Annotated in this window: 20 protein-coding genes and 1 tRNA gene; 10 read left to right on the forward strand and 11 right to left on the reverse strand. The window is 59.0% G+C overall.

Annotation, left to right across the window (positions count from 1 at the left end):
- Positions 1-137: 137 nt before the first annotated feature.
- A complete protein-coding gene (locus HWW83_RS05475) occupies positions 138-1601 on the forward strand; it encodes an AMP nucleosidase (protein ID WP_176589063.1) in 1464 nt (487 codons plus the stop codon).
- Between the two features lie 36 nt (positions 1602-1637).
- On the opposite strand, the gene nac is transcribed toward HWW83_RS05475, so the two are convergent.
- On the reverse strand, positions 1638-2561 hold the full coding sequence (nac, locus tag HWW83_RS05480; protein ID WP_033643686.1) for a nitrogen assimilation transcriptional regulator NAC: 924 nt from the start codon (positions 2559-2561) through the stop codon (positions 1638-1640).
- A gap of 328 nt (positions 2562-2889) precedes the next feature.
- On the opposite strand from nac, the gene HWW83_RS05485 reads away from it, so the two are divergent.
- Positions 2890-2965 (forward strand) — tRNA-Asn (locus HWW83_RS05485).
- 57 nt (positions 2966-3022) lie between these two features.
- On the opposite strand, the gene HWW83_RS05490 is transcribed toward HWW83_RS05485, so the two are convergent.
- A complete protein-coding gene (locus HWW83_RS05490) occupies positions 3023-3463 on the reverse strand; it encodes a DMT family transporter (protein ID WP_043143187.1) in 441 nt (146 codons plus the stop codon).
- A gap of 17 nt (positions 3464-3480) precedes the next feature.
- The gene (locus HWW83_RS05495) at positions 3481-3999 is read right to left on the reverse strand and encodes a GNAT family N-acetyltransferase (RefSeq protein WP_176589064.1); all 519 of its coding nucleotides are present in this window, start codon (positions 3997-3999) and stop codon (positions 3481-3483) included.
- A 38-nt stretch (positions 4000-4037) separates the two neighbouring features.
- On the opposite strand from HWW83_RS05495, the gene HWW83_RS05500 reads away from it, so the two are divergent.
- Positions 4038-4607 carry a helix-turn-helix domain-containing protein gene (locus HWW83_RS05500; protein WP_033643689.1) on the forward strand — a complete coding sequence of 190 codons (570 nt, stop codon included), beginning with the start codon at positions 4038-4040 and terminating at the stop codon, positions 4605-4607.
- Positions 4608-4619: 12 nt separating this feature from the next.
- On the opposite strand, the gene HWW83_RS05505 is transcribed toward HWW83_RS05500, so the two are convergent.
- The 3 genes from HWW83_RS05505 to HWW83_RS05515 form a co-directional block, all read right to left on the reverse strand.
- Complete coding sequence (locus HWW83_RS05505) at positions 4620-4913, reverse strand: DUF2623 family protein (protein WP_033643690.1); 294 nt, start codon at positions 4911-4913, stop codon at positions 4620-4622.
- A 130-nt stretch (positions 4914-5043) separates the two neighbouring features.
- Positions 5044-5631, reverse strand: a complete 588-nt coding sequence (locus tag HWW83_RS05510; protein ID WP_033643691.1) for a nitroreductase family protein — start codon at positions 5629-5631, stop codon at positions 5044-5046.
- A gap of 69 nt (positions 5632-5700) precedes the next feature.
- Positions 5701-6597, reverse strand: coding sequence for a LysR substrate-binding domain-containing protein (locus HWW83_RS05515; RefSeq protein WP_033643692.1), 897 nt, complete (start codon positions 6595-6597; stop codon positions 5701-5703).
- Between the two features lie 115 nt (positions 6598-6712).
- On the opposite strand from HWW83_RS05515, the gene HWW83_RS05520 reads away from it, so the two are divergent.
- On the forward strand, positions 6713-7348 hold the full coding sequence (locus HWW83_RS05520; protein ID WP_042784975.1) for a flavodoxin family protein: 636 nt from the start codon (positions 6713-6715) through the stop codon (positions 7346-7348).
- A 28-nt stretch (positions 7349-7376) separates the two neighbouring features.
- Here HWW83_RS05520 and HWW83_RS05525 read toward each other — a convergent pair whose 3' ends face one another.
- A complete protein-coding gene (locus HWW83_RS05525; protein ID WP_047574564.1) occupies positions 7377-8756 on the reverse strand; it encodes an FAD/NAD(P)-binding protein in 1380 nt (459 codons plus the stop codon).
- Positions 8756-9928 carry an FMNH2-dependent alkanesulfonate monooxygenase gene (gene ssuD, locus HWW83_RS05530; protein ID WP_047025380.1) on the reverse strand — a complete coding sequence of 391 codons (1173 nt, stop codon included), beginning with the start codon at positions 9926-9928 and terminating at the stop codon, positions 8756-8758. The genes HWW83_RS05525 and ssuD overlap by 1 nt, the downstream gene beginning before the upstream one ends.
- A 279-nt stretch (positions 9929-10207) precedes the next feature.
- Here ssuD and HWW83_RS05535 point away from each other — a divergent pair, with 279 nt between their 5' ends.
- The gene (locus HWW83_RS05535) at positions 10208-12127 is read left to right on the forward strand and encodes a sigma-54-dependent Fis family transcriptional regulator (protein WP_046687409.1); all 1920 of its coding nucleotides are present in this window, start codon (positions 10208-10210) and stop codon (positions 12125-12127) included.
- 719 nt (positions 12128-12846) lie between these two features.
- Here HWW83_RS05535 and HWW83_RS05540 read toward each other — a convergent pair.
- Positions 12847-13695, reverse strand: coding sequence for a helix-turn-helix domain-containing protein (locus HWW83_RS05540; protein ID WP_223524802.1), 849 nt, complete (start codon positions 13693-13695; stop codon positions 12847-12849).
- A gap of 697 nt (positions 13696-14392) precedes the next feature.
- Between HWW83_RS05540 and HWW83_RS05545 the strand changes: the two genes are divergently transcribed.
- From HWW83_RS05545 to HWW83_RS05560, 4 genes are all read left to right on the forward strand, one after another.
- Positions 14393-15280 carry a helix-turn-helix domain-containing protein gene (locus tag HWW83_RS05545; RefSeq protein ID WP_033643699.1) on the forward strand — a complete coding sequence of 296 codons (888 nt, stop codon included), beginning with the start codon at positions 14393-14395 and terminating at the stop codon, positions 15278-15280.
- A gap of 495 nt (positions 15281-15775) precedes the next feature.
- A complete protein-coding gene (locus HWW83_RS05550) occupies positions 15776-15949 on the forward strand; it encodes a hypothetical protein (RefSeq protein ID WP_154219870.1) in 174 nt (57 codons plus the stop codon).
- Positions 15950-16406: 457 nt separating this feature from the next.
- Positions 16407-18746, forward strand: coding sequence for a membrane-bound PQQ-dependent dehydrogenase, glucose/quinate/shikimate family (locus HWW83_RS05555; RefSeq protein ID WP_122016250.1), 2340 nt, complete (start codon positions 16407-16409; stop codon positions 18744-18746).
- 193 nt (positions 18747-18939) lie between these two features.
- Positions 18940-20580 (forward strand): Na+/H+ antiporter, encoded by a 1641-nt coding sequence (locus tag HWW83_RS05560; protein WP_016927100.1) that lies wholly within the window; start codon positions 18940-18942, stop codon positions 20578-20580.
- A gap of 110 nt (positions 20581-20690) precedes the next feature.
- Here the strand turns inward: HWW83_RS05560 and HWW83_RS05565 are convergent, their stop codons facing one another.
- Positions 20691-21446, reverse strand: coding sequence for a glycosyltransferase family 2 protein (locus HWW83_RS05565; protein ID WP_122003978.1), 756 nt, complete (start codon positions 21444-21446; stop codon positions 20691-20693).
- 319 nt (positions 21447-21765) lie between these two features.
- Between HWW83_RS05565 and HWW83_RS05570 the strand changes: the two genes are divergently transcribed.
- The gene (locus HWW83_RS05570) at positions 21766-22008 is read left to right on the forward strand and encodes a hypothetical protein (RefSeq protein WP_015378427.1); all 243 of its coding nucleotides are present in this window, start codon (positions 21766-21768) and stop codon (positions 22006-22008) included.
- Between the two features lie 5 nt (positions 22009-22013).
- Here the strand turns inward: HWW83_RS05570 and HWW83_RS05575 are convergent, their stop codons facing one another.
- A complete protein-coding gene (locus HWW83_RS05575) occupies positions 22014-22643 on the reverse strand; it encodes an alanyl-tRNA editing protein (RefSeq protein ID WP_176589133.1) in 630 nt (209 codons plus the stop codon).
- Positions 22644-22645: the final 2 nt, after the last annotated feature.

Genomic DNA, 22645 nt, shown 5'->3' on the forward strand with positions numbered 1-22645 from the left:
CCCCCGCCTTCACGGGCGCGGTAATTTCTTTGCCGTGCCCGTCATTTCGACCAAGCTTTTACGCCCTGCTTCGGCTAACCTGTGACGGTGAAACGCCGCCAATCCCGCCCCAGAGCCGGGACATCGAAGGAGAAAGTATGAGCTATGCCCCACCTCGCAGCGGCCTCAGCGCCGATCAGGCACTCGATCAACTGGAAGCCCTGTATGACGCCGCGGTAGACACGCTGCGGCAGGCGGTCAGTGACTTTATCAGCCACGGCACCCTGCCGGACCCGCAGGCGCGCGCCGCCGGGCTGTTCGTGTATCCCGAGCTGCGCGTCAGCTGGGACGGGCAGCAGTCCGGCCCGAACAAAACCCGCGCCTTCGGCCGCTTTACCCATCCCGGCAGCTACAGCACCACCGTGACCCGGCCGCAGCTGTTCCGCCACTATCTGGCCGAACAGCTGGCGATGCTGGAACACGACTACGCCGCCCATATCGAAGTGGCGCCGTCGCAGCAGGAGATCCCGTTCCCTTATGTGATCGACGGCTCCAGCCTGGCGCTCGATCGCTCAATGAGCGCCGGTATCGCGCAGCATTTCCCCACCACCGAGCTGGCGCAGATCGGTGACGAGACCGCCGACGGCCTGTACCACACCACCGACAACCATTTCCCGCTGTCGCATTTCGATGCGCTGCGCGCGGATTTCTCGCTGGCGCGTCTGCGGCACTACACCGGCACCCCGGTGGAGCATTTCCAGCCGTTCGTGCTGTTCACCAACTACACCCGCTATGTGGACGAGTTCGTGCGCTGGGCCTGCGCGCAGATCGCCGATCCGGCCAGCCCGTACATCGCGCTCTCCAGCGCCGGCGGTACCTACATCACGCCGGAAACCAGCGCGCCCGAACAGGCGGTGTCCGATCTGGCGTGGAAAAACCACCAGATGCCGGCCTATCACCTGATCTCGCGCACCGGCCAGGGCATCACGCTGATCAACATCGGCGTCGGCCCGTCCAACGCCAAAACCATCTGCGATCACCTGGCGGTGCTGCGCCCGAGCGCCTGGCTGATGATCGGCCACTGCGGCGGCCTGCGCGAAAGCCAGAAGATCGGCGATTACGTGCTGGCCCACGCCTATCTGCGCGACGATCACGTGCTGGATGCGGTGCTGCCGCCGGATATCCCGATCCCGAGCATCGCCGAGGTGCAGCGCGCCCTGTACGACGCCACCAAGATGGTCAGCGGCATGCCCGGTGAAGAGGTCAAACAGCGTTTGCGCACCGGCACGGTGGTCACCACCGACGATCGCAACTGGGAGCTGCGTTACTCCGCTTCGGCGCGGCGCTTTAACCTCAGCCGCGCGGTGGCGGTCGACATGGAGAGCGCCACCATCGCCGCTCAGGGTTACCGCTTCCGGGTGCCGTACGGCACGCTGCTGTGCGTCTCCGACAAACCGCTGCACGGTGAAATAAAACTGCCGGGCCAGGCCAACCGCTTCTATGAAGGGGCAATCTCCGAACACCTGCAGATCGGCATCTGCGCCATCGATCTGCTGCGCGCCGAGGGCGATCGCCTGCACTCACGCAAGCTGCGCACCTTCAACGAACCGCCGTTCCGATAACGGTGCTCAGGCCCGCTGCGGCGGGCCGTTTTTTCCTCAACGCACCAGCGCCAGCGCGCGCTTCTCCTGGCTGCGGCCACCGGCGATCGACAGCAGCAGGTCTTTCACCAGCAGCGCCGGGGCGGACAGCGACTGTTGGCCCGACATGCACAGCGACAGCGGCACCGACATCGTCGGCGCATTGATGCGCGCCATCCAGGCCTTGGCCGGGCCGATCATCGCGCGCGCCACCGACTCCGGCAATACGGTCGCCCCCAACCCGCCGGCGATCGCGGCGCTCAGCGCACCCGAGGATTCAATCTCCCCCACCACGTTGACAGCCAGCTTGCGCAGCGCCATCGCCTCCTCCAGTTGGTTGCGCACCGCATCCCCCTCGCGCGGCAGGAACAGGTTCAGCCGCGCCACGTCCAGCAGCTCGACGCTGTTACCGGGATGCGGCACCGCGCGCGTCGCCACCAGATAGAGATCCTCCCGCATCAGCGCGACGGTGTGCAGACCGGCGGGCATTTTGGCGCCGTAGACCATCGCCATGTCCAGCGTCTGGTTGGCCACCTGTCCGGCCAGCGCCGCGCCGCTGTTTTCATGCAGGCTGAGCAAAATGCCCGGCTGCTGATCGCGCAGGGTTTGCAGCAGCGGCAGCGCCAGCTGCGCTGCGGTGCTCCCCGACGCCAACCCGAGAGACACCTGGCCGCTCATCGCCTGCCCGGCGCTGTTGACCGCGCTCTGCGCCTGCTCGCACTGGCGCAAAATGGTTTGCGCGTGGGCATACAGAATGTTGCCGGCCTCGGTCGGCTGCACTCCGCGCTTGGTGCGGATCAGCAGCTGTTGCTTCAGCTCCCCCTCCAGCGTCGCCAACTGCTGGCTGAGCGCCGGCTGGGCGATATGCAACACCTCCGCCGCCTGGGTCAGGCTGCCGACATCGACGATTTTCACGAAGTACTTCAGACGTCTGAGATTCATAGTGCCTCCAGCGAGCCGCTAAATTGAGAATGCCGAAATCCGGTCATGCAACCGCAGCAAGATCCAGGCCAGAGTCGTCAAAAGGCCAAAAACGGCGGCAAATGGCCGTTTATCGGGCGAGGCGCGCCACAACGCAGGGCACGCGTTGCACCACCGGCAGGCAACGGCGCCGCCTCAGCGGGCAATCCGGCGGCGCTGCGCGTGAGGTAAGCGATAAAAGCGAGAAAAAGCAGCAGGTTGGGTAATCTTGCAGCAAACGCGCGCGCCGGGCGTTTTCGCGCTTTACAAGCCGCAACCGCCCCGCTATTATTCGCCCCGTTCAAACGATTCCTCTGTAGTTCAGTCGGTAGAACGGCGGACTGTTAATCCGTATGTCACTGGTTCGAGTCCAGTCAGAGGAGCCAAATTTAGAGAAGCCCGCTCAGGGAAACCCGAGCGGGCTTTTTGCCTTTCAGCCGCCGTCAAAAGCTGCGTTTCGCCACCAGATAGGCGCCCGCCACCAGCAACAAGGCGCCGAACAGCGCCGGCAGATTCTCACGCAGCGCCGCCGGGCCGGCGCGGTAGACGTCCACCAGCAGCCCCATGCACAGCTGGCTGGCGACCAGGATCGAGATGGTGGCCGCCGCGCCCAGTTTTTGGTAGCCCAGGATACCGGCAAACACGAACAGCGATCCCAGCAGCCCCGGCAGCAGCATCCACCACCTGGCGGCACCGGTCACTTCCGCCACCGCGCCGAGGCCGTTTTTGGCCAGCAGCAGCCCCACCAGCAGCAGCAAACCGACGCTGGAGTTGATCACCAGCGTGATAAGGATGGTCGAGACGCTTTCGGTAATGCGCACCATCAGCAGATTCTGCACCACCAGCCCCATTCCCGCCGCGATCAGCAGCAATAGCATATTCATCGCCCTGTCTCCCGGGATCAGCGCGCGGGCGGCGTCGCCCGTTCGTCGAGCCTCAGTTGCAGGAACGTCAGATCCAGCCATTGGCCGAATTTGGCGCCCACCTGTTCCATGCGCCCCACGTCGCGGAATCCCAGCGCCAGATGCAGCTTAATCGAGGCCCGATTGCCGGATTCGATGCCGGCCACCATCACATGTTTGCCGATTTCCCGCGCCCGTACGATCAGCGCCAGCAGCAGCGCCTTGCCAATCCCTGCGCCGCGATGCGCCTGATGGACATACACCGAATGTTCCACGGTGTGGCGATAACCGTCCCAGGCGCGCCAGTCGCCGAACGACGCGTAGCCGATCGCCTCGTCCTCGGCGTTCACCGCCACCAGCACCGGGTAACCCGCCGCCTGCCGTTCGCCGATCCACGCCGCGCGGTTGGCCGCATCCACGGTTTGTTCATTCCAGATGGCGGTGCTGTTCAACACCGCGTCGTTATAGATAGCGGCAATCGCCGCGCTATCGTTGAACGTCGCATTTCGTATAATCATGGTTTACCCCGGCCAATTGTCCACTATAATACTACGATATGAATATTAAATTAGACAATCTAAATCAGCTGATCGGCGCACGCATTCGCATTGAACGCGAAGCGCGCCACTGGTCGCTGTCCGATTTGGCCGAACGGGCTGGCGTCTCACGGGCGATGGTTCATAAGATCGAACGCGGCGAGAGCAGCCCGACGGCGATGCTGTTGGGCAGACTGGCGGGCGCGTTCGGCCTCAGCATGTCCAAGCTGATCGCCCGAGCGGAAACGCAGGAAGGCCGGCTGCTGCGCCGGGAAGATCAGCCGGTCTGGGTCGATCCCGAGAGCGGTTACGTGCGGCGCCACGTGTCGCCCCGCACCGATTTGCCGCTCGATCTGGTGCGCATCGAACTGCCGGCCGGCGCGGCGATCCCGATGCCGGCTTCGGTGTACGCGTTCAAACGTCAGCTGATCTGGGTCTTATCCGGCGCACTGGTCTTTATCGAGGGTGACGCGCGCCATGAGATGGCCGAGGGAGACTGCCTGGAGCTCGGCCCGCCAGCGGACTGCCGATTTGAAAATCAGAGCGACCAACCGTGCGTGTATATGGTGGCAGTGCTGAGCGCCGCCTGACGGCCGTCTGCCCTAACCCTGCGCCGGGCGGTTATAGCCGGCGCGGAAAAACTTCTCCGCCAACCGGCTGTCGCCGCCGGAGAAGAACTCGCTCATCGGCTCGCTGCCAAGCCCATAGGCGCGGCTGAGCTGCCCGGCCTCGAACGCCGCCCGGTTCTCGTCGCCGCAGCGCTGCGCCAAATGGTGCGCATAGCCGAGCACGAAACCGCGCTTGTAGTCGGAGCAAAAGCGCGACAGCTCCGCCTCGGGTTTCAGGTTGTCCGCTTTTAATCCCGCCAACAGCCCTTTGCCAAAATGATCCCCCATCGGTTCCTCCTTATCACGCAATCGCTATATAACAAAATATACAGCGAATGAGCGAACGCGAACATACTCCCAAAGTTTTACTCGCCGCATAAAAAAGGCCCGCCAAGCGGGCCTCGGCGAGAACGCGCGGTCACAGCGTGAAATTCAGCCCTTCGCTGACGGTGTTGCCCAGCGGCAGGCGGCCCGACGGCGCCTCTTTTTCCTGCAGGAAATCCGGCAGGCGGGATTTGTCGCCCGGTTTGCCGATCGCCACCATGGCGTGCACCGCATAGTCGTCCGGCAGCTGCAGCGCCGCTTTGATCTTGTCGTGGTGAATGCCGCTCATGCAGTGGGTCAGCCAGCCTTTCAGGTGCGCCTGATGCGCCAGGTTGGCCCAGGCGGCGCCGGTGTCGAACGCGTGGGTCGGGTTGTCCACCAGCCGCTCGCCGTTCAGGCTGGTGGTTTTGGAGACGATCACCACCAGCGCCGAAGCGTGTTGCGCCCAGCCGCGGTTGAAGTCGATCAGGAACTCCAGGTAGTTCTCCCAGCTGTCGGAGCCGTGCTTGCTGTAGGCAAAGCGCCACGGCTGAATGTTGTAGGCCGAAGGCGACCAGCGCGCCGCTTCAAAGAAGCTCAGCAGCGTTTGATCGTCGATGGCGTCGTTGGTCATCGCGCGCGGCGACCAGCGCTCGATAAATTGCGCATCAATCGGGTAATCGGAGATTCTTGGCTGGCTCATGATAGGTTCTCGCAGTGAAGTAAAAACAAAAGTTCGCTGATATTCCCACAGCTTAGGACGGTAAAACTTTTATTTCGTGCCATTGTCCTGCGGCAATTCCTGCTGCAGCCAGGCCAGAAACGCCCTGACCGGCGGATGCCGCTCGCGCCCCGGCGCGCACAGCACGCTGTATGCGGCGCCCGGTACGCGCACCTCGGGCCGGTACGCCGCCAGCAGGCCGTTGTCCACCATCTCGGACACCATCACCGAACTGGCGAGCACCCACCCTTGCCCGGCCACCGCCGCCTGCAGGGCGTAATGCTCCTCGTGATAGCTGCGCATCGCCGCATGGCGCCGCCACCAATCGACCCCGGCGGCCCGGCACCAGTCATGCCAGCCGCTGTCGTACAGCGCCGAATCCCCCCACTTGACGGTGATCAGCACCGGATTTTCCGGCTCGGCGGCGGCCAGCCCCGGCGCGGCGTAGACGCCAAAGCTTTCCTCCAGCCGCGCCGCCTGATGCAGCGCGGGATAGTGCGCGCGGCTGTAGCGCACCGCCACGTCCACGCTGGCGTCTTGCTGCAGATCGATCACCTCGGCGCAGGCCTCCAGGCGCACCAGATAGTGCGGATACGCCTGATAGAAGCGCCCCAGGCGCGGCACCAGCCACAGCGCCGCGAACGAGTGCGTCACCGAAACGCACAGCGATCCTGCGCTGGGCTGCGGCCGCAGGCCTTCGAGCGTGGCGGCGACGTCCAGCAGCGCGCCGTGCACCCCGGCAAACAGCGTTTCCCCCTTCGGTGTCAGCCGCACGCCGCGCGGCACCCGCTCGAACAGCGCAAACCCCAACTGCTGCTCCAGCGCTTTGATCTGGTGTGATATCGCCGTCGGCGTCACCGCCAGTTCGGCCGCCGCCAGTTTGAAGCTGCGCAGGCGAGCGGCGGATTCGAAGGTGCGTAATGCGTTGACGGGCAGCGTAGCGAACATGGCGAAGCCTCTCCAGGTGAGTTGAATTCATCCTGGCAGAAAAGCCGTCATTTGTCGCCCGCCGGGGTTTGTTTCTAGAGTAAGGCTGAATTCATTTCACACAGAGGAATATGACATGAATGCAACTCATCAACCCAAGCGTTTGGCGGTGCTGGTCGGCAGCCCGCGCCGCGACGGCAACAGCGCCACGCTGGCACAGGCGATCATGGCGGGCGCCGCCGAAGCCGGCACCGTCGCCAGCCTGCATTTTCTCGACGATTACCTGAGCGGTTTTCTGAGCGATGAACGCCATACGCCGCCGCCGGCCGATCGCTACGCCGAGCTGTTCCTGGAGCACTTCCTGCCGGCCGACGGCGCGGTGTTTTGCACGCCGATTTACTGGTACGGCATGTCGGCGCAAACCAAGGCCTTTTTCGATCGCTCGTTCAGCTTCTATTCCAATGCCTACCCTCAGGCGGCGGACGTGCACCAACGCATGAGCGGCAAGCGCATCGGGCTGGCGGTGGCGTCGGAAGAGACCTACCCCGGCGCGGCGCTGGGCATCGTGCATCAGATCCAGGAGTTCAGCCGCTACACCCATTCCGCCTTCGTTGGGCTGGTGCACGGCGCCGGCAACCAACGCGGCGAGATCGCCCGCGATCCGCGCAACCCGCTGCGGGCCGCCCGCGAGTTGGGGCGCGAGTTCTTCACCCGCCCCTACTCGGATTATCAGATGGACAGCCCGCGCAGCACGCAGGTGTGGGCGGACTGACGCTTGAGTCTGCCGGTAAATCGCACTGTCACCCTCCGGCGGCGATCGCCGCCAGCAGATGACGCGCGACGCTTTCGGCGTGTTCCGCCACCTGCGGCAGCCCCATCAGTTCGCCGAAGCGGCCGCGCGCCGCCGGGCCGGCCACCAGCAGGCGCGGGTTGGCCAGGCCGTCGCCGCCGATCGCCTGGCTGTCAGCATTGACCCACAGCCCCAGCCCCAGCGGATCGGCGCGCAGCGCCCCCTGCTCCGCCAGTGAATGGAGCAAGGGGCTGGCGGCGATCAGCCCGGCATGGGCCGGGCCCGTGGTGATCAGCAGCCGCTGCGCCTGCAGCGCACGCTCTGCGCCTTGGCGCGGCAGAATCGTCAACCTTACGCCCTGCGGCGTTCGCTCCGCTCTACGCAAACGAGCGGCCAATACCTGCAGCGTGCCCGCCGCCTGTTGCTCCGCCAGCAGCGTGCTCACCTGCGGCGCAAGGCGATAGCGATGCACGTCCCAATAGGCGCGCAAATGCCGCAGAAAGCGCTGCTGTTCGGTCGGCGTCAACGCTTGCCACAGGCGCTGCCCCTGGGCGCGCACTGCGTCCAACACCGCCTGCCACGGCACCCGTTGCCGAGCGGCGCGCGCCACCTCAAGGCGCACCTGCCGCACCCCATCGCGCAGTCCGGCGGGCGGGGCAAACGACCATGTCGGATACTCCCCTTCGGCATTGGGGCGCGGCAGCAGGCCGTGACGAGAGAAGGCGGTAATCGGCCCGCGATGCCCGCGGCGGTGCAACGCCGCCACCGTATCGGCCATCGTTAACCCAGTGCCGACGATCGCCAACGCCTCACCGGGTTCAACTTCGTCCAGCGCCTCCGCCGCCCAGGGATTGGCGATCAGACGCGCATCGCGCGCCAGCTCCGGGGCGATCTGCCGCGGCAGCGCGGGCGGCGGATGGCTGGTCGCCAACACCACATAGTCGCCCCACAGCCGTTCGCCGCCCGCGGTGATGACGGTCGCGCCCTGCGCCTGTGGCTGCAGGTGCAGCGCCCGATCGCGCAGGTGCCGCAAGCGGGCCCGGCCCGACTGCGCCGCCTGATGGAAACGTTCCTCGACATAGCGGCCGAAGGCGCCGCGCTGCGGATAGGCTTTACCGTCGCGCCACAACGCCTGCGGATCGGCCACCAATCCGCCGCCCAGGCGATACCAGCGGTCAAAATCCCCCGCCGGCTCATCCGCCAGCTGCATCCGATCGGCCGGGACGTTGATGCGGTGGGTCGGTTCAGTGGTCGAGTAGGCCACGCCATAGCCCGGCGCCGCGCGCGGTTCGATCACCGTGACATCCACCGCTCCGCGCGCCAGCTGGATCGCCAGCGCCGCGCCGGTGAAACCGCCGCCGATAACGATAATATGGGCACGCTTCGCCATCAGCCCTCCCGCTGCGCCGGGCCGGGACGACGATCGCCGCCGATGGTTTCGCCGAACGGGCCGGTATTGATCGTGCGGGCCGTCTGATGGGCCGGCTGCGCCAGCGGCAACAGCGGCATCACCAGTTCGGCGAAGCGGTGGGCCTCTTCCAGATGCGGATAGCCGGAAAGGATGAAATTGTCGATGCCCAGCGCCTGATACTCGCGTATGCGCGCCGCCACCTGCTGCGGATTGCCCACCAACGCGGTGCCGGCGCCGCCGCGCACCAGGCCGACGCCGGCCCACAGGTTGGGGCCGATGCGCAGACTCTCGCGCGAGCCGCCATGCAGCTCGCTCATGCGGCGCTGGCCGGTGGAGTCCATGCGCGCAAAGATCTGCTGCGCCGCCGCGATGGTGTCGTCATCCAGATGCGCGATCAGGCGCTCAGCCGCCGCCCAGGCTTCGTCTTCGGTTTCGCGCACGATAACGTGCAGGCGAATGCCGTAGCTGAGTTTACGTCCCTGCCGCTCGGCGCGCTGGCGCACCGCCGCCAGCTTTTCCGCCACCTGAGCCAGCGGCTCGCCCCAGGTCAGGTAGGTGTCGATCTGCCCGGCGGCGATGTCGATCGCTTCCGGCGACGAGCCGCCGAAATAGAGCGGCGGGCCGTTTTCCTGCACCGGCGGGAACAGCAACTCGGCGCCTTCGACGCGAATATGCTTACCGCTGAAATCCACCTTCTCCCCTTGCAGCAGCCGTTGATACACCGTGAGAAATTCCTGTGTCACCTCGTAGCGTTCGGCATGGCTGAGGAAGATGCCATCCCCTTTGTTTTCCACCGGATCGCCGCCGGTCACCACGTTGATCAGCAGGCGCCCGTCCGACAACCGGTCCAGCGTCGCGGCCATGCGCGCCGCCAGGCTCGGCGGCTGCAGGCCGGGGCGCACCGCCACCAGATAGCGCAACCGACGGGTGATCGGTGCCAGCGCCGCCGCCACCAGCCAGGAATCCTCGCAGCTTTTACCGGTTGGGATCAGCACGCCGTAATAGCCAAGGTTATCGGCGGCCAGCGCCACTTGCTGCAAGTAAGGCAGGTCTACCGGGCGCCCGCCCTGCGCCGTGCCCAGATAGCGGCCATCACCGTGGGTCGGCAGAAACCAGAAAACGTTGATGCGTTCTTTCGCTGACTCAGTCATTTATGCTTTTCCTATATAACTATTCTCAATATTTATCGATAGAAAAATCTTGCTTGGTTATAAAACGAAAAGCAGGATGCATGCCACAGTGGCGGATTTTAAAAAGCAATGCATATCAATGTGTTGAAAAGACATCACCGCCCAAGCGCTGCTGCATTGGCAGCAGGCGGCGGCGAAAAGCTGTTGCCAATGCAGCACCGTGCGCCTTTTACCCTCTCGCGGCCGCTCATGGGCTGGGATAAGATTTTTTCCCCCTTCGCCGTCAGCCAGGAGACGCCCATGTACGATCCCCAACCGTTCGCCGCCGACAAACCGGTGCTGATCGATCCGGCGTCGCTCGCTCTGCAAAGCGTGCTCGATCGGCTGGCCCCCACCGATGCCACCGTACTGATCGTCGGCGAAACCGGCACAGGCAAAGAGGTGGTGGCGCGCTATCTGCACCACCACAGCGCGCGCCGCCATCGCCCTTTTTTGGCGGTCAACTGCGGCGCGCTGACGGAAAGCCTGGCGGAAGCCGAATTGTTCGGCCATGAGAAAGGCGCCTTCACCGGCGCCGTCGGCACCCATCAAGGCTGGTTCGAAGCAGCGGAAGGCGGCACCCTGCTGCTGGACGAGATCGGCGAACTCAACCTGTCGCTGCAGGTCAAGCTGCTGCGCGTGTTGCAGGAACGAGAAATCACCCGCGTCGGTTCGCGCAAACCGCTGAAGATCGATGTGCGGGTCATCGCCGCCACCCACGTCGATCTGGCCGGCGCAATCCGCCAACGACGCTTCCGCGAAGATCTCTATTACCGGCTGAACGTCGCGGCGGTGACCTTACCCCCGTTGCGCCAGCGGCCGGAGGACATTCCGGCGCTGACCAGACACTTTCTTGCGCTGTACGCCCGCCGGCTGGGACGGCCGCCGCTGCAGTTGACGGTGGAGGCGCAGCAGGCGCTGCTGGACTACCCCTGGCCCGGCAACGTGCGCGAGCTGGAGAACACGCTGCATAATGCGGTCTTGCTGAGCCAGGAGGGGCCGATCGCCCCGCAGCAACTGCGGCTCACGCAACGCCTGACGGATCACGGCGGCGGCGGTGACGACGCCATCGATCGCTTCGTGCAGCAGCAGTTGCAAGGCGACGGTACCCAGCTCTACCAACGGGTGCTGGATGCGCTGGTGCGCAACGCCTTCGAACGCAGCGGCGGCAACCAGCTGCAGGCGGCGGCCTTGCTCGGCGTCAGCCGCAATACCCTGCGCACCCATTTGGCGCATCTTGGCCTGATCAAACCGCGCCGCCGCAGCGCCCGCGCGCCCGCGCATTCGTCGGCCATCAGCGCAGCGCCGCTGCCCGAACGCGAACTGCGCATCGGCTATCAAAAATTTGGCAACCTCGGCGTGCTCAAGGCGCGGCAAAGCCTGGAACAGCACTTCGCCGCACAGCGCATCAGCGTACTGTGGAGCGAGTTTCCCGCCGGGCCGCAGCTGCTGCACGCGCTCGACGGCGATGAAATAGACTTCGGCACCACCGGCGAAGTGCCGCCAATCTTCGCGCAGGCGCAGGGCAATGCGCTGGTGTATGTCGGGTTTGAGCCGCCAGCCCCGCAAAGCGTGGCGATGGTGGTGCCGCAAGACAGCCCGATACGCAGCGCCGCCGATCTGCGCGGCAAACGCATCGCACTCAACAAAGGCTCCAACGTGCACTATTTATTGCTGCAGATGTTGGACGAACAGGGAATGACGTTGAACGATGTGCGCATCGTCTATGCGCCGCCGAAGTATCCGCTGTCGGCGACCGACCTGCAGGCGGTGGACGCCTGGATGATGTGGGATCCGCTGCTCAGCGACGCGCAGCGCAGCAGGGAACTGCGCGTGATCGCCGACGGCACCCAACGGGTGCTCAATCAGCAATTCTATCTGGCGCGCCGCGAGTTCGCCGAACGCTCGGGCGATCTGTTGCAGCCGCTGATGCAAGCATTGCAGCACACCGGCCGCTACATTGCCGCGCAGCCGAGAGAAGCCGCTCGTCACCTTTCCGACGAACTGGGGCTGGCGAGCGCCTCGCTGGAACTCGCGCTGTCGCGCCGCAGCCACGAGATCCGCGCCATGGATTTGCAGGTGATCCGCCAGCAGCAAAGCATCGCCGACCGCTTCTACGCCCTGGGGCTGTTGCCCAAAGCGATCGCCGTGCGCGAGGCGGTTTGGCCGCTGGGATCTTAGCCTGGCTTCGGAGGGCGCAGCATCGGCCGCCCTTTCTCCTCTGCGCACAAACTCATATCGCCGTCGGAGCCGGGCGGTAATGCCAATGCCGCAAAGACATTTTTAGGTAAAATATACCGCCGATGTCAGTGCTAGGATTAATTCGCTATCATTTTATGTGCACTTTCAATTAACGTTACCCTGTTATTTTCGCATTCGCCGGTCGTCACGACCGGCTTTTTTATTCCCCCACCTCCCCTGCCAAAAAATATCGCTTTTTGGTAAAAAAAAACGCGCCAGGTAGGATTACATAGCAACTGCATGGCCTTATTTCCCGTGTAGGGCCGTGCATCTCAGAGAGATTGTCGATGTTTCATTGGCCGGCGTTAATCGCCGGCTTTTTTTATCTTCATTTCATGACGCCTGCGCGTCGCAGGCCCCACGTCTTATTGCCAAAGAGGATGCGCGCATGCCGAGTCTATTGTTCCGTGGGATAACACTTTTCGGTAAAGACAAAACCTCAACGCGCGCTATTATTTAATTGTAGTGTTGTCATACCTATTGAATACCCCATGCTTACCGACCCTCGCGGTCGGTTTTTTTTCTCCCTCACCAACCGTTCCGTTGGCGGAAACAGGCTTATGGGGCGTTGACGGGAGGGCGCCATCAAAATATCGATGGCATAACCCAAGCTTTCCGTTGTGATCAGGCAACCTGCTGCCGCGCGCGATAAACAAAGCTCATTTTATCGGGATGAAATACCACATGCTGACGTTTTCCTTTTCACCTGGGCAGTGATCGTGAATTTTAAAGATTACGCTTTGCGTGATGAAGATATCCAGGGAAGCCAACACCCCCTCATAGAGCGATAGGATGAACTCATTTTCGCTCATCTTTTTTTCATTGCGTCTGATCGCAATGTACTTTGCCGATGCGTTGTACAGGCTACAGGTTATTGGATTCTTTACGTTTACCTTCATCTGCCCCCGGCTGATTACCGGCGAAAGCAGTTGCACGATCCTTTTATTCTCGTAATACTCATGCAAATTCAAGTACACGATGCTGCTGGGGAAAGGCTCTTTATCGAAGCCAATAATCGGTTGATAATTGAGAAAAGGCCAATCGCGCAGGGTTCTGAATGTTCTCGGCGGGCAACCGAATTGATTTGAAAACGCACGGCTAAATGATTGCTGAGAACTAAACCCGGAGAGCAACGCGATTTCATAGATCTTCATATCGGTACATTTCAGCAATAACGTCGCGCGGCTTAGTCTGCGCTTTCTGATATAGGTCCCTATCTTCATCCCTTCATACAAATAGAACATCCGCTGTAAATGCCCGATGGAATACCCTGACTTAATGGATAGCGCCCTTATTGATACATGGCTTTGTGTATCAATGGCTTTTTCAATGATAGCGATTATCTCATCTAAAATATTGCGTCTGAACTTGTTAGAACAATCCATAGTAAAGCCTGTCATCTTGCTATTTTTATTATTGAATGCATCTCTCTTCTTGCGGAACCAAAAGCTGTCCGGCTTGCTTTCTTTCGAAGAATGGCATTCCCATATCCGTTCAAATATATCCACGCATCACGTTGCACAAAAATCATTTCCAGGGCGAAAGATGCCGATTCACCTCTCGCACAAGATGAGATTCACAAAGAAGTCGTGTGGAAAAACGCTGATAAACCACGGACGCCAAGACAGAACAACGCTCAGCGTTTATTCTGCCTCAAAAAACGCAGGCCACAGCCAGAAGATAAATAGCAAACGCTATTTCTCGTGAAAATACCCCCCTCATACTCCTCCCTGAATGTCATTATCCTTGATACCCCCTTGGATTAACCATTATTTAATTGCGCAATCCCCTGCCTGGCCTATTTGCCGCTTAACCACCTACTCTTAAACATAGAATAGTTAATTATTTCGATTCGAAAAGATGTTACTGTCAATAAATTGACAGCCATATAGAGTTTTTATCTATCAATGAGCAAAAAATGTGCTCCAACCGCCTTGATTCATTCATACAAACTCATAAAAATCAATAAATTAATACACTTAAAATGTATCCCTGCACTTTCTCCTTCTTCGCCATACGCTGCTATTTGGTAAATGACACTTTTAAGTACATTTTTTTTAATTTACCGCGTTAATATTGCAAGCGTTCTATACTCAGGATATTTCCTAAAAGAACGGATAAATTGGGGGCTTATCGCTGAATACCGATAACGCGTTATTTTACCCAACGCAACCATTAGGCAGATAACTAAAAGGGAGCTCCTGCATGTTTATAACCAAAGTCATTGAGGAGCTGCTCGCCTGGGTGGAAGAAAGTGGGTTCAATGAGAAGCTCACCGTTGAGATGCTGTCAGAAAAAAGCGGATATTCACGCGGGCATATCCAAAAAGCGTTTAAAGATGAAACAGGGATGACTTTCGGGAGCTATGTGAGGGGCAGAAAACTCATTCGCGCCGCATTTATGTTGAAAGCGACGAATCTCTCTATTTCCGATATCGTTAAAGCGCTGAACTTTCAGTCATATCAATCCTTTGAACGGGCGTTTCGCAAGCAATTCAGAACCTCGCCGATGCAGTATCGCAAAAGTAAATCGTGGGACGTGTCCTCCGCCATCCCATTGCTGTTTCTCGACGGCATTCCCGAGCATCGCTATGTGCACCTGCCAAAATTTTTCGACGATTCAGGGGATGGCGTTGATGCAGAGATAGATCACTTCCATCCTGCGGTTTCCGCGCTGCGATTGGCGGCAATTGATAACATGAAAAAAACGGATAGCGGCGTGATTAACTTTTTCAATTTTGGCGCGAGCATCAAGAAAGAGAATTACGTCAGCATCTATTTGAAGACCCTCTATATTTCTGAAGAAGACTGTCTTGGCAGCGTGCTTGCCTCTCTGGCCGACGCCCAGGGAAAAAAAGACATGCAACTTTATGCAGAGTTCAGTTATGACGGCGCAAGCGATGAGGCGCAAAAATTCACGCAAAGTATCTACACCAAATCATTCCCGATAAATAAAGTTGGCATGATCGATCGCTTTCTCATTGAAATTATCACCCCCAAAGGCGGCGATAGAATAGAGATGAAGACCTATATCCCCATTGTCTTCCCTATCAAGCACAGAGAGAAAGAGGTAGCGCCAGGGCCAGCGCGGTAACCCTGTCACTATCGGCGTTGCCATTTATTAAAAAGAGTAATGATTTATATTAAACAATAAAGAGTTATGATGAATTTAGGCTCAAAACCACTCATTACCCACTCGCTGCAAAGCGCCAACTTTAAGACTTATCTAATTGGAAAACACGTCAATATCGCCATGAAGATCGCGCCAAGATGAGTTCTTCTCGCCCCCACAAGGAATTACCGCTTATCCGTTAAGCGTTGACTTCGATATGACTTACGTACCAAAACCTTAAATATCAATGTGTTACCCACATTTGCTTTTTGTGCGGCCGATTGGATAACTTATTGTTTTTATTATATTTGCACTAAATACCCCGCCTGAGCGCAACCGGCATTTTTCGCTTTATCCCGCCCGCACGCTTGTAGACATCCCCAGGTAGTGACGATATTTTATTTCTACGAGACTTATTTTTACGGGTGCTATCAATATGCCTTAAACAAGAATAAAGCGCATCAGGAAAATAGAATTATGAGTATTCAAGTATGGTCTAAAAACCTAAAAAAACACTATCCTAATGTTAATGTTGAAAAAGTCACCGTCGGCGAACGCGGGAAAGGTTATATTGTCTATGTCGATGGGGAAAGAATGGCATTAAATCATTTTTTTCGCCGTTTCTATCGACACCGGCTTGATAAAGAATGATGTTTCACCCTGAACTCAACGCAGGGTAAACCTCTACGCAACCTCGTGATTAAAAGCAATTTCGCATTCATCATCACTCTAAATAATTAGTCCAGAGAGGCTCTTTCATTCAATGCGCTTATCACTGCAATAAAATATCGGATTGCCCAGCGCACCCAAAACCGTATCTCTGCGAGACGGTTACAACCCGGTATTAAATAAAAATGTTGATGGTTATTTTTATCGCGCGCGTTCTGTCATCGCCCAATAAAAACCCCTTATCTTGGTCTGGCGACTGATCCAAGCCGCAATGGCCACTGTTGAAATGGATATCAAAACGACAACTCAATGCCCCTAAAGCGTTAAAGAATAAAAAGTCTCAAGGCGGGACATGCCTTGCCTTTCGCGCCGGCATTTTCAGGCGTTGGCAGCGATGGGATGGTGATCCAATGTGGATTTAAAAGTCAAAGGAAAACATATGATTAGAACATCGTTTGGTAAGAGAGCCGCAATAATCACGTTCTTTTGCTTGCTGGTTTTTTCTGGCGTCGCGTTAACCGTGGGGGGAATTTGGCTGATCGCCCTCGGCGGATCGTTCTACTATGCCATTACCGGGATAGGCTACATCGCCGCCGCAGTGCTGGTCCTCAAGCGCAGCAAATCGGCTTGTTACTTAACCGGCCTGCTGTTTTTGATGACGGTGCTGTGGGCGCTTTGGGAGTCGGGGCTTAACTACTGGGCATTGTTCCCTCGTCTGCTGGTGCCCGCCGGCCTCTCTATTATCGCCGCGTTTTTACTTCCCTCGTACCTGCACGGCGCCAAGAGTCGAAAGCAGGCTTACATCGCCGGTTCGGCATTATCCGTGGCCTTTGTCGCTTTCTTTATCGGCGCCTTCTTTCCCCATGGCGAAATTACCCCTGCTGGCGACGTGACGTTTATCGAGAGCAAAAGCGACAATGCGCCTGCCGATTGGAGCGCCTATGGCCGCACGACGGAAGGAACGCGCTACGCGCCGTTCAATCAGGTGAACCGTTTAACCGTCAAAGATCTGAAACTCGCCTGGGTTTATCGCACCGGCGATTTCCGGCCGGGCGTGGACCAAAATACCCCGCTCGCGATTGATGATGTGGTGTATAGCTGCACGCCCAACGGCCTTATCACCGCTATCGATGCCGATACGGGTAAAGCGCGCTGGAAATTTGACTCGCATTCCACCTCCCCCGTTTGGCAACGCTGCCGCGGGCTTGGCTACTACAAAAATGAGGAGGTTGCGCCAGGCGCTCTGTGCGAGAAAACGATCGTTCACACCACGATCGATGCCCGCCTCATTGCGCTGGATGCCAAAACGGGCCAGAAATGCCCCGCCTTCGGTCAAAACGGTGAGGTGAATCTCGGCCAGCATATGGGGGAAGTCAAACCGGGTTATTACTTCCAAACCTCGGCGCCGACCATCGCCAGAGGGAAGATTATCGTCGGCGGCTGGGTTATCGATAACGTAATGAAAGGCGAGCCTTCCGGCGTCATCAGGGCGTTCGACGCCAAAACCGGCGAGTTGGACTGGGCGTGGGACTTAGGCAATCCGGGCATCACCAAGGCGCCGCCGGCCGGAAGCACCTATACGCGCGGCACGCCGAATATGTGGACCACCGCCGCCTATGACGACAAATTAGGCTTGTTGTATGCGCCGCTTGGCAATGCAACGCCCGACTATTACGGCATGAATCGCCCGGAAAATTCGGATGAGTACAACTCTGCCCTGGTCGCCATTGATATTGAAACAGGCCGTGAGCGCTGGAAATTCCAAACCACGCATCACGACATTTGGGATTATGACCTCGCGTCCCAACCCGCGCTGGTAGACGGTTTTGATGAGCAACATCGCCCGGTGCCCGCCCTTTTGCTCGGCACCAAACGCGGGCAGATTTTCTACCTGAACCGGGAGACCGGCAAACCGCTGGCGCAGGTTGAAGAGAAAGCCGTGCCGACGCAAGGCGCCGCAGAGGAAGAGCGCCTCTCGCCAACCCAGCCGTTCTCCGTCGGCATGCCGACCATTGGTGCCGAACGCCTGACCGAAGAAAAAATGTGGGGCACCACCCTGTTTGACCAGATGGCCTGCCGCATCCTGTTCAAACAGATGAATTACCAGGGCGACATGACCCCGATCGGCACCCGCCCAACGCTCGAGCAGCCCGGCAATTTAGGCGGACTCAACTGGGGGAGCATGTCGATTGATCCTGTAAACCATATGGCTTACATGAACGATGTGCGCATCCCGAATGTGTTTTGGTTAGTGGCGCGCGACAGCTATGAACGCGTCGCGAAGCAGTACCCGCAAAAAGTGATCGATGGCCACGGGCCTTCTCCCATGATCGGCACGCCATACGGCATGATCACGTTGATGTGGATGTCGCCGCTCGAAGTGCCTTGCAACCAACCCCCTTACGGCACGATCACCGCCGTCGATTACAAAAACAAAAAGATCGCCTGGCAGATACCGGCCGGCACCGCCGAAAAAATGGGGCCGCTGGGCATCAGATCGCACCTGCCGATGCCGGTTGGCATGCCCACCTACGCGGGCACCATGACGACCGCCGGCGGCCTGGTCTTCTTCGCCGGCTTCCAGGACTATTATCTGCGCGCCTATAACAGCAGCACCGGCAAAGAAGTCTGGAAATATGCGCTGCCGGTCGGCGCGAGCGCGACGCCGATGAGCTACGTTTCGCCTAAAACCGGCAAGCAATACATCGTTATTGTGGTCGGCGGCGCCGCGCATTCGTCAGAAACCGGCGATTACGTGATGGCGTTTGCGCTGCCTTAACCCTTTGCCCCGTTTGCCTGCGCCATTCCACAGGCAAGCGGGGCGAAGACCGGCCTTGCTCAACTGCGCTTTCTTTATCGACAGCGGCCGCCGTGGCCGCTGTTCAGCCTTGGCCGACGAGCCCGCCTGAGGGGCGGCATGCAGAAAACCGTTTGATAACGGCGAGAAAAATTAAATCCACAAAAGGTTCACGATGGAAACATTCTTCACCATATTGATCTTATTGCTCACCGTCTCGTTGTCCGGCGTCGTGACGCGCATATTGCCCTTCCAAATCCCGCTTCCGCTGATGCAAATCATCGTTGGCGCCGTGTTGGCCTGGCCGCAGTTTGGGTTGCATATCGACTTCAATCCCGAGCTTTTCTTGATGCTGTTTATTCCCCCGCTGCTGTTCGCCGACGGTTGGAAAACGCCGGCGCAAGAGTTCATCCATTACGGCAGAGAAATCCTTTGTCTGGCCCTGGTGCTGGTGATCATCACGGTCGTCGGGGTGGGTTATCTGATTCACTTCCTGCTCCCGTCAATCCCCCTCGCCGCCGCGTTTGCCCTGGCCGCCGTTCTGTCGCCAACGGACGCCGTGGCGCTGTCCGGCATCGTCGGTAAAGGACGCATGCCCAAACCCGTGATGAGCGTAATTGAAGGGGAGGCGCTGATGAACGACGCCTCCGGGTTGGTTTCCCTCAACTTCTCCATCGCTGTCGCGCTCGGCGCGATGGCGTTTACCCTGGAGAGCGCCTTTCTGACCTTTCTTCAGGTATCGATTGGCGGGGTGCTGTGCGGCATCATTATTGTCTTTCTCTATAATCAAATGGTTAAGTTCATCCATAAATGGATGTATAACGATTCCGCCACCCAGATTATTTTCTCGCTGTTACTGCCCTTTTCCTGCTATCTGATTGCGGAAAGAATTGGCGTATCCGGCATCCTGGCCGCCGTTAGCGCCGGCATGATGATTGGCCAATCCAAAGTGAATCGCAGCATGCCGCTGGTGCGTTTACGCACCAATAATATTTGGGAAATGCTCGAGTTCGTGTTTAACGGCATGGTGTTTATTCTGCTTGGGCTGCAGCTGCCGGGCATCTTGAACTTCACCGTGGCGCAAACCGGTATCGATCATTCCATCAGCCTGGAGACACTGCTGGCTTACGTGGTGATCATCTATTTTAGTTTGATCGCCGTGCGTTTGATTTGGCTGTGGCTGATGAAGGTCGGCAGCGCGACCCTGATGCGCAAAGATCCGCTGTTATTTTCGAAATTCAGCACGCGCGATCTGTTCGTCGCCGCCTTTGCCGGGGTGCGAGGGGCGGTGACCCTGGCGGGCGTGCTGTCAATTCCGCTGTTTCTATTGGATGGCTCGCCATTCCCGGGGCGGTATCAGCTGGTGTTTATCGCCTCGGGAGTCATCTTGCTGTCGATCGTCGTCGGCATCGTCACGCTGCCCTTCCTGTTGCGCGGCAATCTGCCGCCGGAAGAAGATCAGGAAGAGGCTTTCTCCGTTTCAGAAGCCTTGGCGAGCGCGGCGACCAAGGCCGTCAACGAAACCAAGGAAAAGCTGCTCGTCGCCCCGCCGGACGACGCCACGCCGGAACTGATTGAAGAAACGACGCGGCGGATGCTGGACGTGCTGCAACGTAAAATTCTGACCAAAGAAGACGTTAAGAATATCGTGGCGCTGAAGCGGCTGGAAAAGCAGCTGTACTTAGCCTCGTTGCACGCGGAAAGAGAAGAGCTGTATCGGCTGCGCCGCATGAAGAAAATCAGCCATGAGAAACAGAGAAAGCTGCTGCATCGCATTGATATTACTGAGGTGCTGATCGCTGAAGACAGCGTTTAAACGAGGAGATGAAGGCGGTTCGCCCCCCGCCTTCGGCGCGCGATTGCCGGCCCAACGCCGTAATCGCGCGCCGCAATCGAACGGGAGCTCACGCCACGCCCGCCGTTCGGCTATCTGTGGTACCACGCCTTGAAATACTTCAAAAAGCTGTAGGACACCGCGTAAACGCCGGTCACGGCCCCGACCCGGCCCGCTTTCCAGGCGCCGCTGAAAATGTACCACTTGAAAAATGCGCCGATGGCGCTAATCACCCCTCGGAGAATCGATGGCCTTATCGCCTTGTATTTCACCACGCGCGCCGTATAGCTGTTCAGCTTGGCAAACACTTCCTCGATTGAGAAAAAAGTGTCGTGTTTAACGTGCCCGGCCAGTATCAAGGTGGATGTCCCCCCTTCCGCCGCATCATCTACCGGCGCATCATTGAACTTCACCACCTGGCGATGAAAAAAGCGAATGGGGTAATCCGGTGACGAGACGGGATAAAGCGTTCTGACCGCCTGTCCCAACACAAACCAATCGCGACGAATGCGATAGGCGTTATTTTTGTCGGGGCCTGGGGTGCGCTTGAAAAGCCGCATCGCGTCGACCGCTTCATCATCCATGATCTCATCGCTGTCCAGGCACAAAACCCAGTCATGTCGCGCGCGGGATATGGCGTAATTCATTTGCCGGCCATGGGTTTCAAACGGGTGATAAAGAGGCTTGATATTGAAGTCGTCGCAAATGGCCAACGTGCCGTCAGTACTGCCCGAATCCACCACGATGATTTCATCGGCGAACGCCGCCACAGGTTGCAACACGTCACGCAGCAGGCGCGATGAATTAAACGTCAATAAACACACGGAAATCCGGTTACAAAAATCCATTTTACAATCCACGACACTGAGAAAATGCAGTCCATGCCAAAAACGGCGGGCGCGCCGTGCAAAAACGCACACCCAAAGCGCTTCTCCTGCCCCGAGCGCCTCTTCAATTAAGTATTTAGAATATTGGCTGCCCTGTCATGCCCTGGATGATGGCATCTGACTATTTCATCAATTTCAATAAAATCAATGAGTAAAATGAATTAAGCTTGGGTGTTCACCGCACCGGCTCACGCGCCGGCGGGCGCCGAGCGCGAGAGCGGCGCTTGGCGGCGCTTTGGTTTTGTTATAACGTATCAAAAAAAGCAAAGGGAAGACGACGATGAAAATCCAGCTGTCGCTGCTGTTTCTCAGCCTGTTGGCCGGCAAGGCTGCGGCGTTTCAGTCAAAAGTGCCCGAGCCGCGCACCGAACAGGCGCGTGCGGCGGAACAGAACATCGAAAATCTGTTTTACGGCTTTCACGCTATGGACGCCCAGCCGGTGAATATCGGCCGCTGTGAGGCGGTGCCGGTGGCGGGATGCCAGTGCGCCTTCTGCACCCAGCTGCGGCAGGCCGGGCGCTGACGCTTTTATTCCAGCGCATACTGCACGATCAGCTGCCCTTTCTTCATCTTTACGCCGGTAATCGCGATCGCGCCCACCTCGCCCAACGTGGCGACATGCGTGCCGCCGCAACCGTAGGCGGGCAGATCGCCGAAACCGATCTGGCGCATCCCGTCCACCGCCTGTTGGCGACGCGGCAAATCGGCGGCGATCAGGCGCGCCAGCTCCGCGTGTAAAAACGCCGCCTCCAGCGTCTGTACGTCCGGCCCCGGCGTGAACGTGATGCGCCCTTCTCCCGGCCAATGATGCGCTTTCACCGGCTGCCAACCGCGGGTTTCCCCCAGCCAGCCGATCAGATGGCCGCCGGAGTGCCAGCGGGCGTGCAGCCGGCGTTGCGCTTCGTCGACCTGCATATTGACCGGCCCGATCGGCAGCGGCGCCGCCGTATAGTGCAACACCCTATCCCCCTGCTGCTGCACCCGCAACACGGCGACGCCATTCAACGCTCCCACGTCGGCCGGCTGCCCGCCGCCCTGCGGGTGAAACAGCGTGGCGTCCAGTTCCACGGCGTAAGCGCCCGCCTCGGCCGGCTCACAGCTCAATACCTGCGCCTGGCCCTGTAAATCGTCGCTGTAGTAATAACGTCGCTCGGTCATCA

The organism is Serratia ureilytica, assembly GCF_013375155.1.
Lineage (GTDB): Bacteria > Pseudomonadota > Gammaproteobacteria > Enterobacterales > Enterobacteriaceae > Serratia > Serratia ureilytica.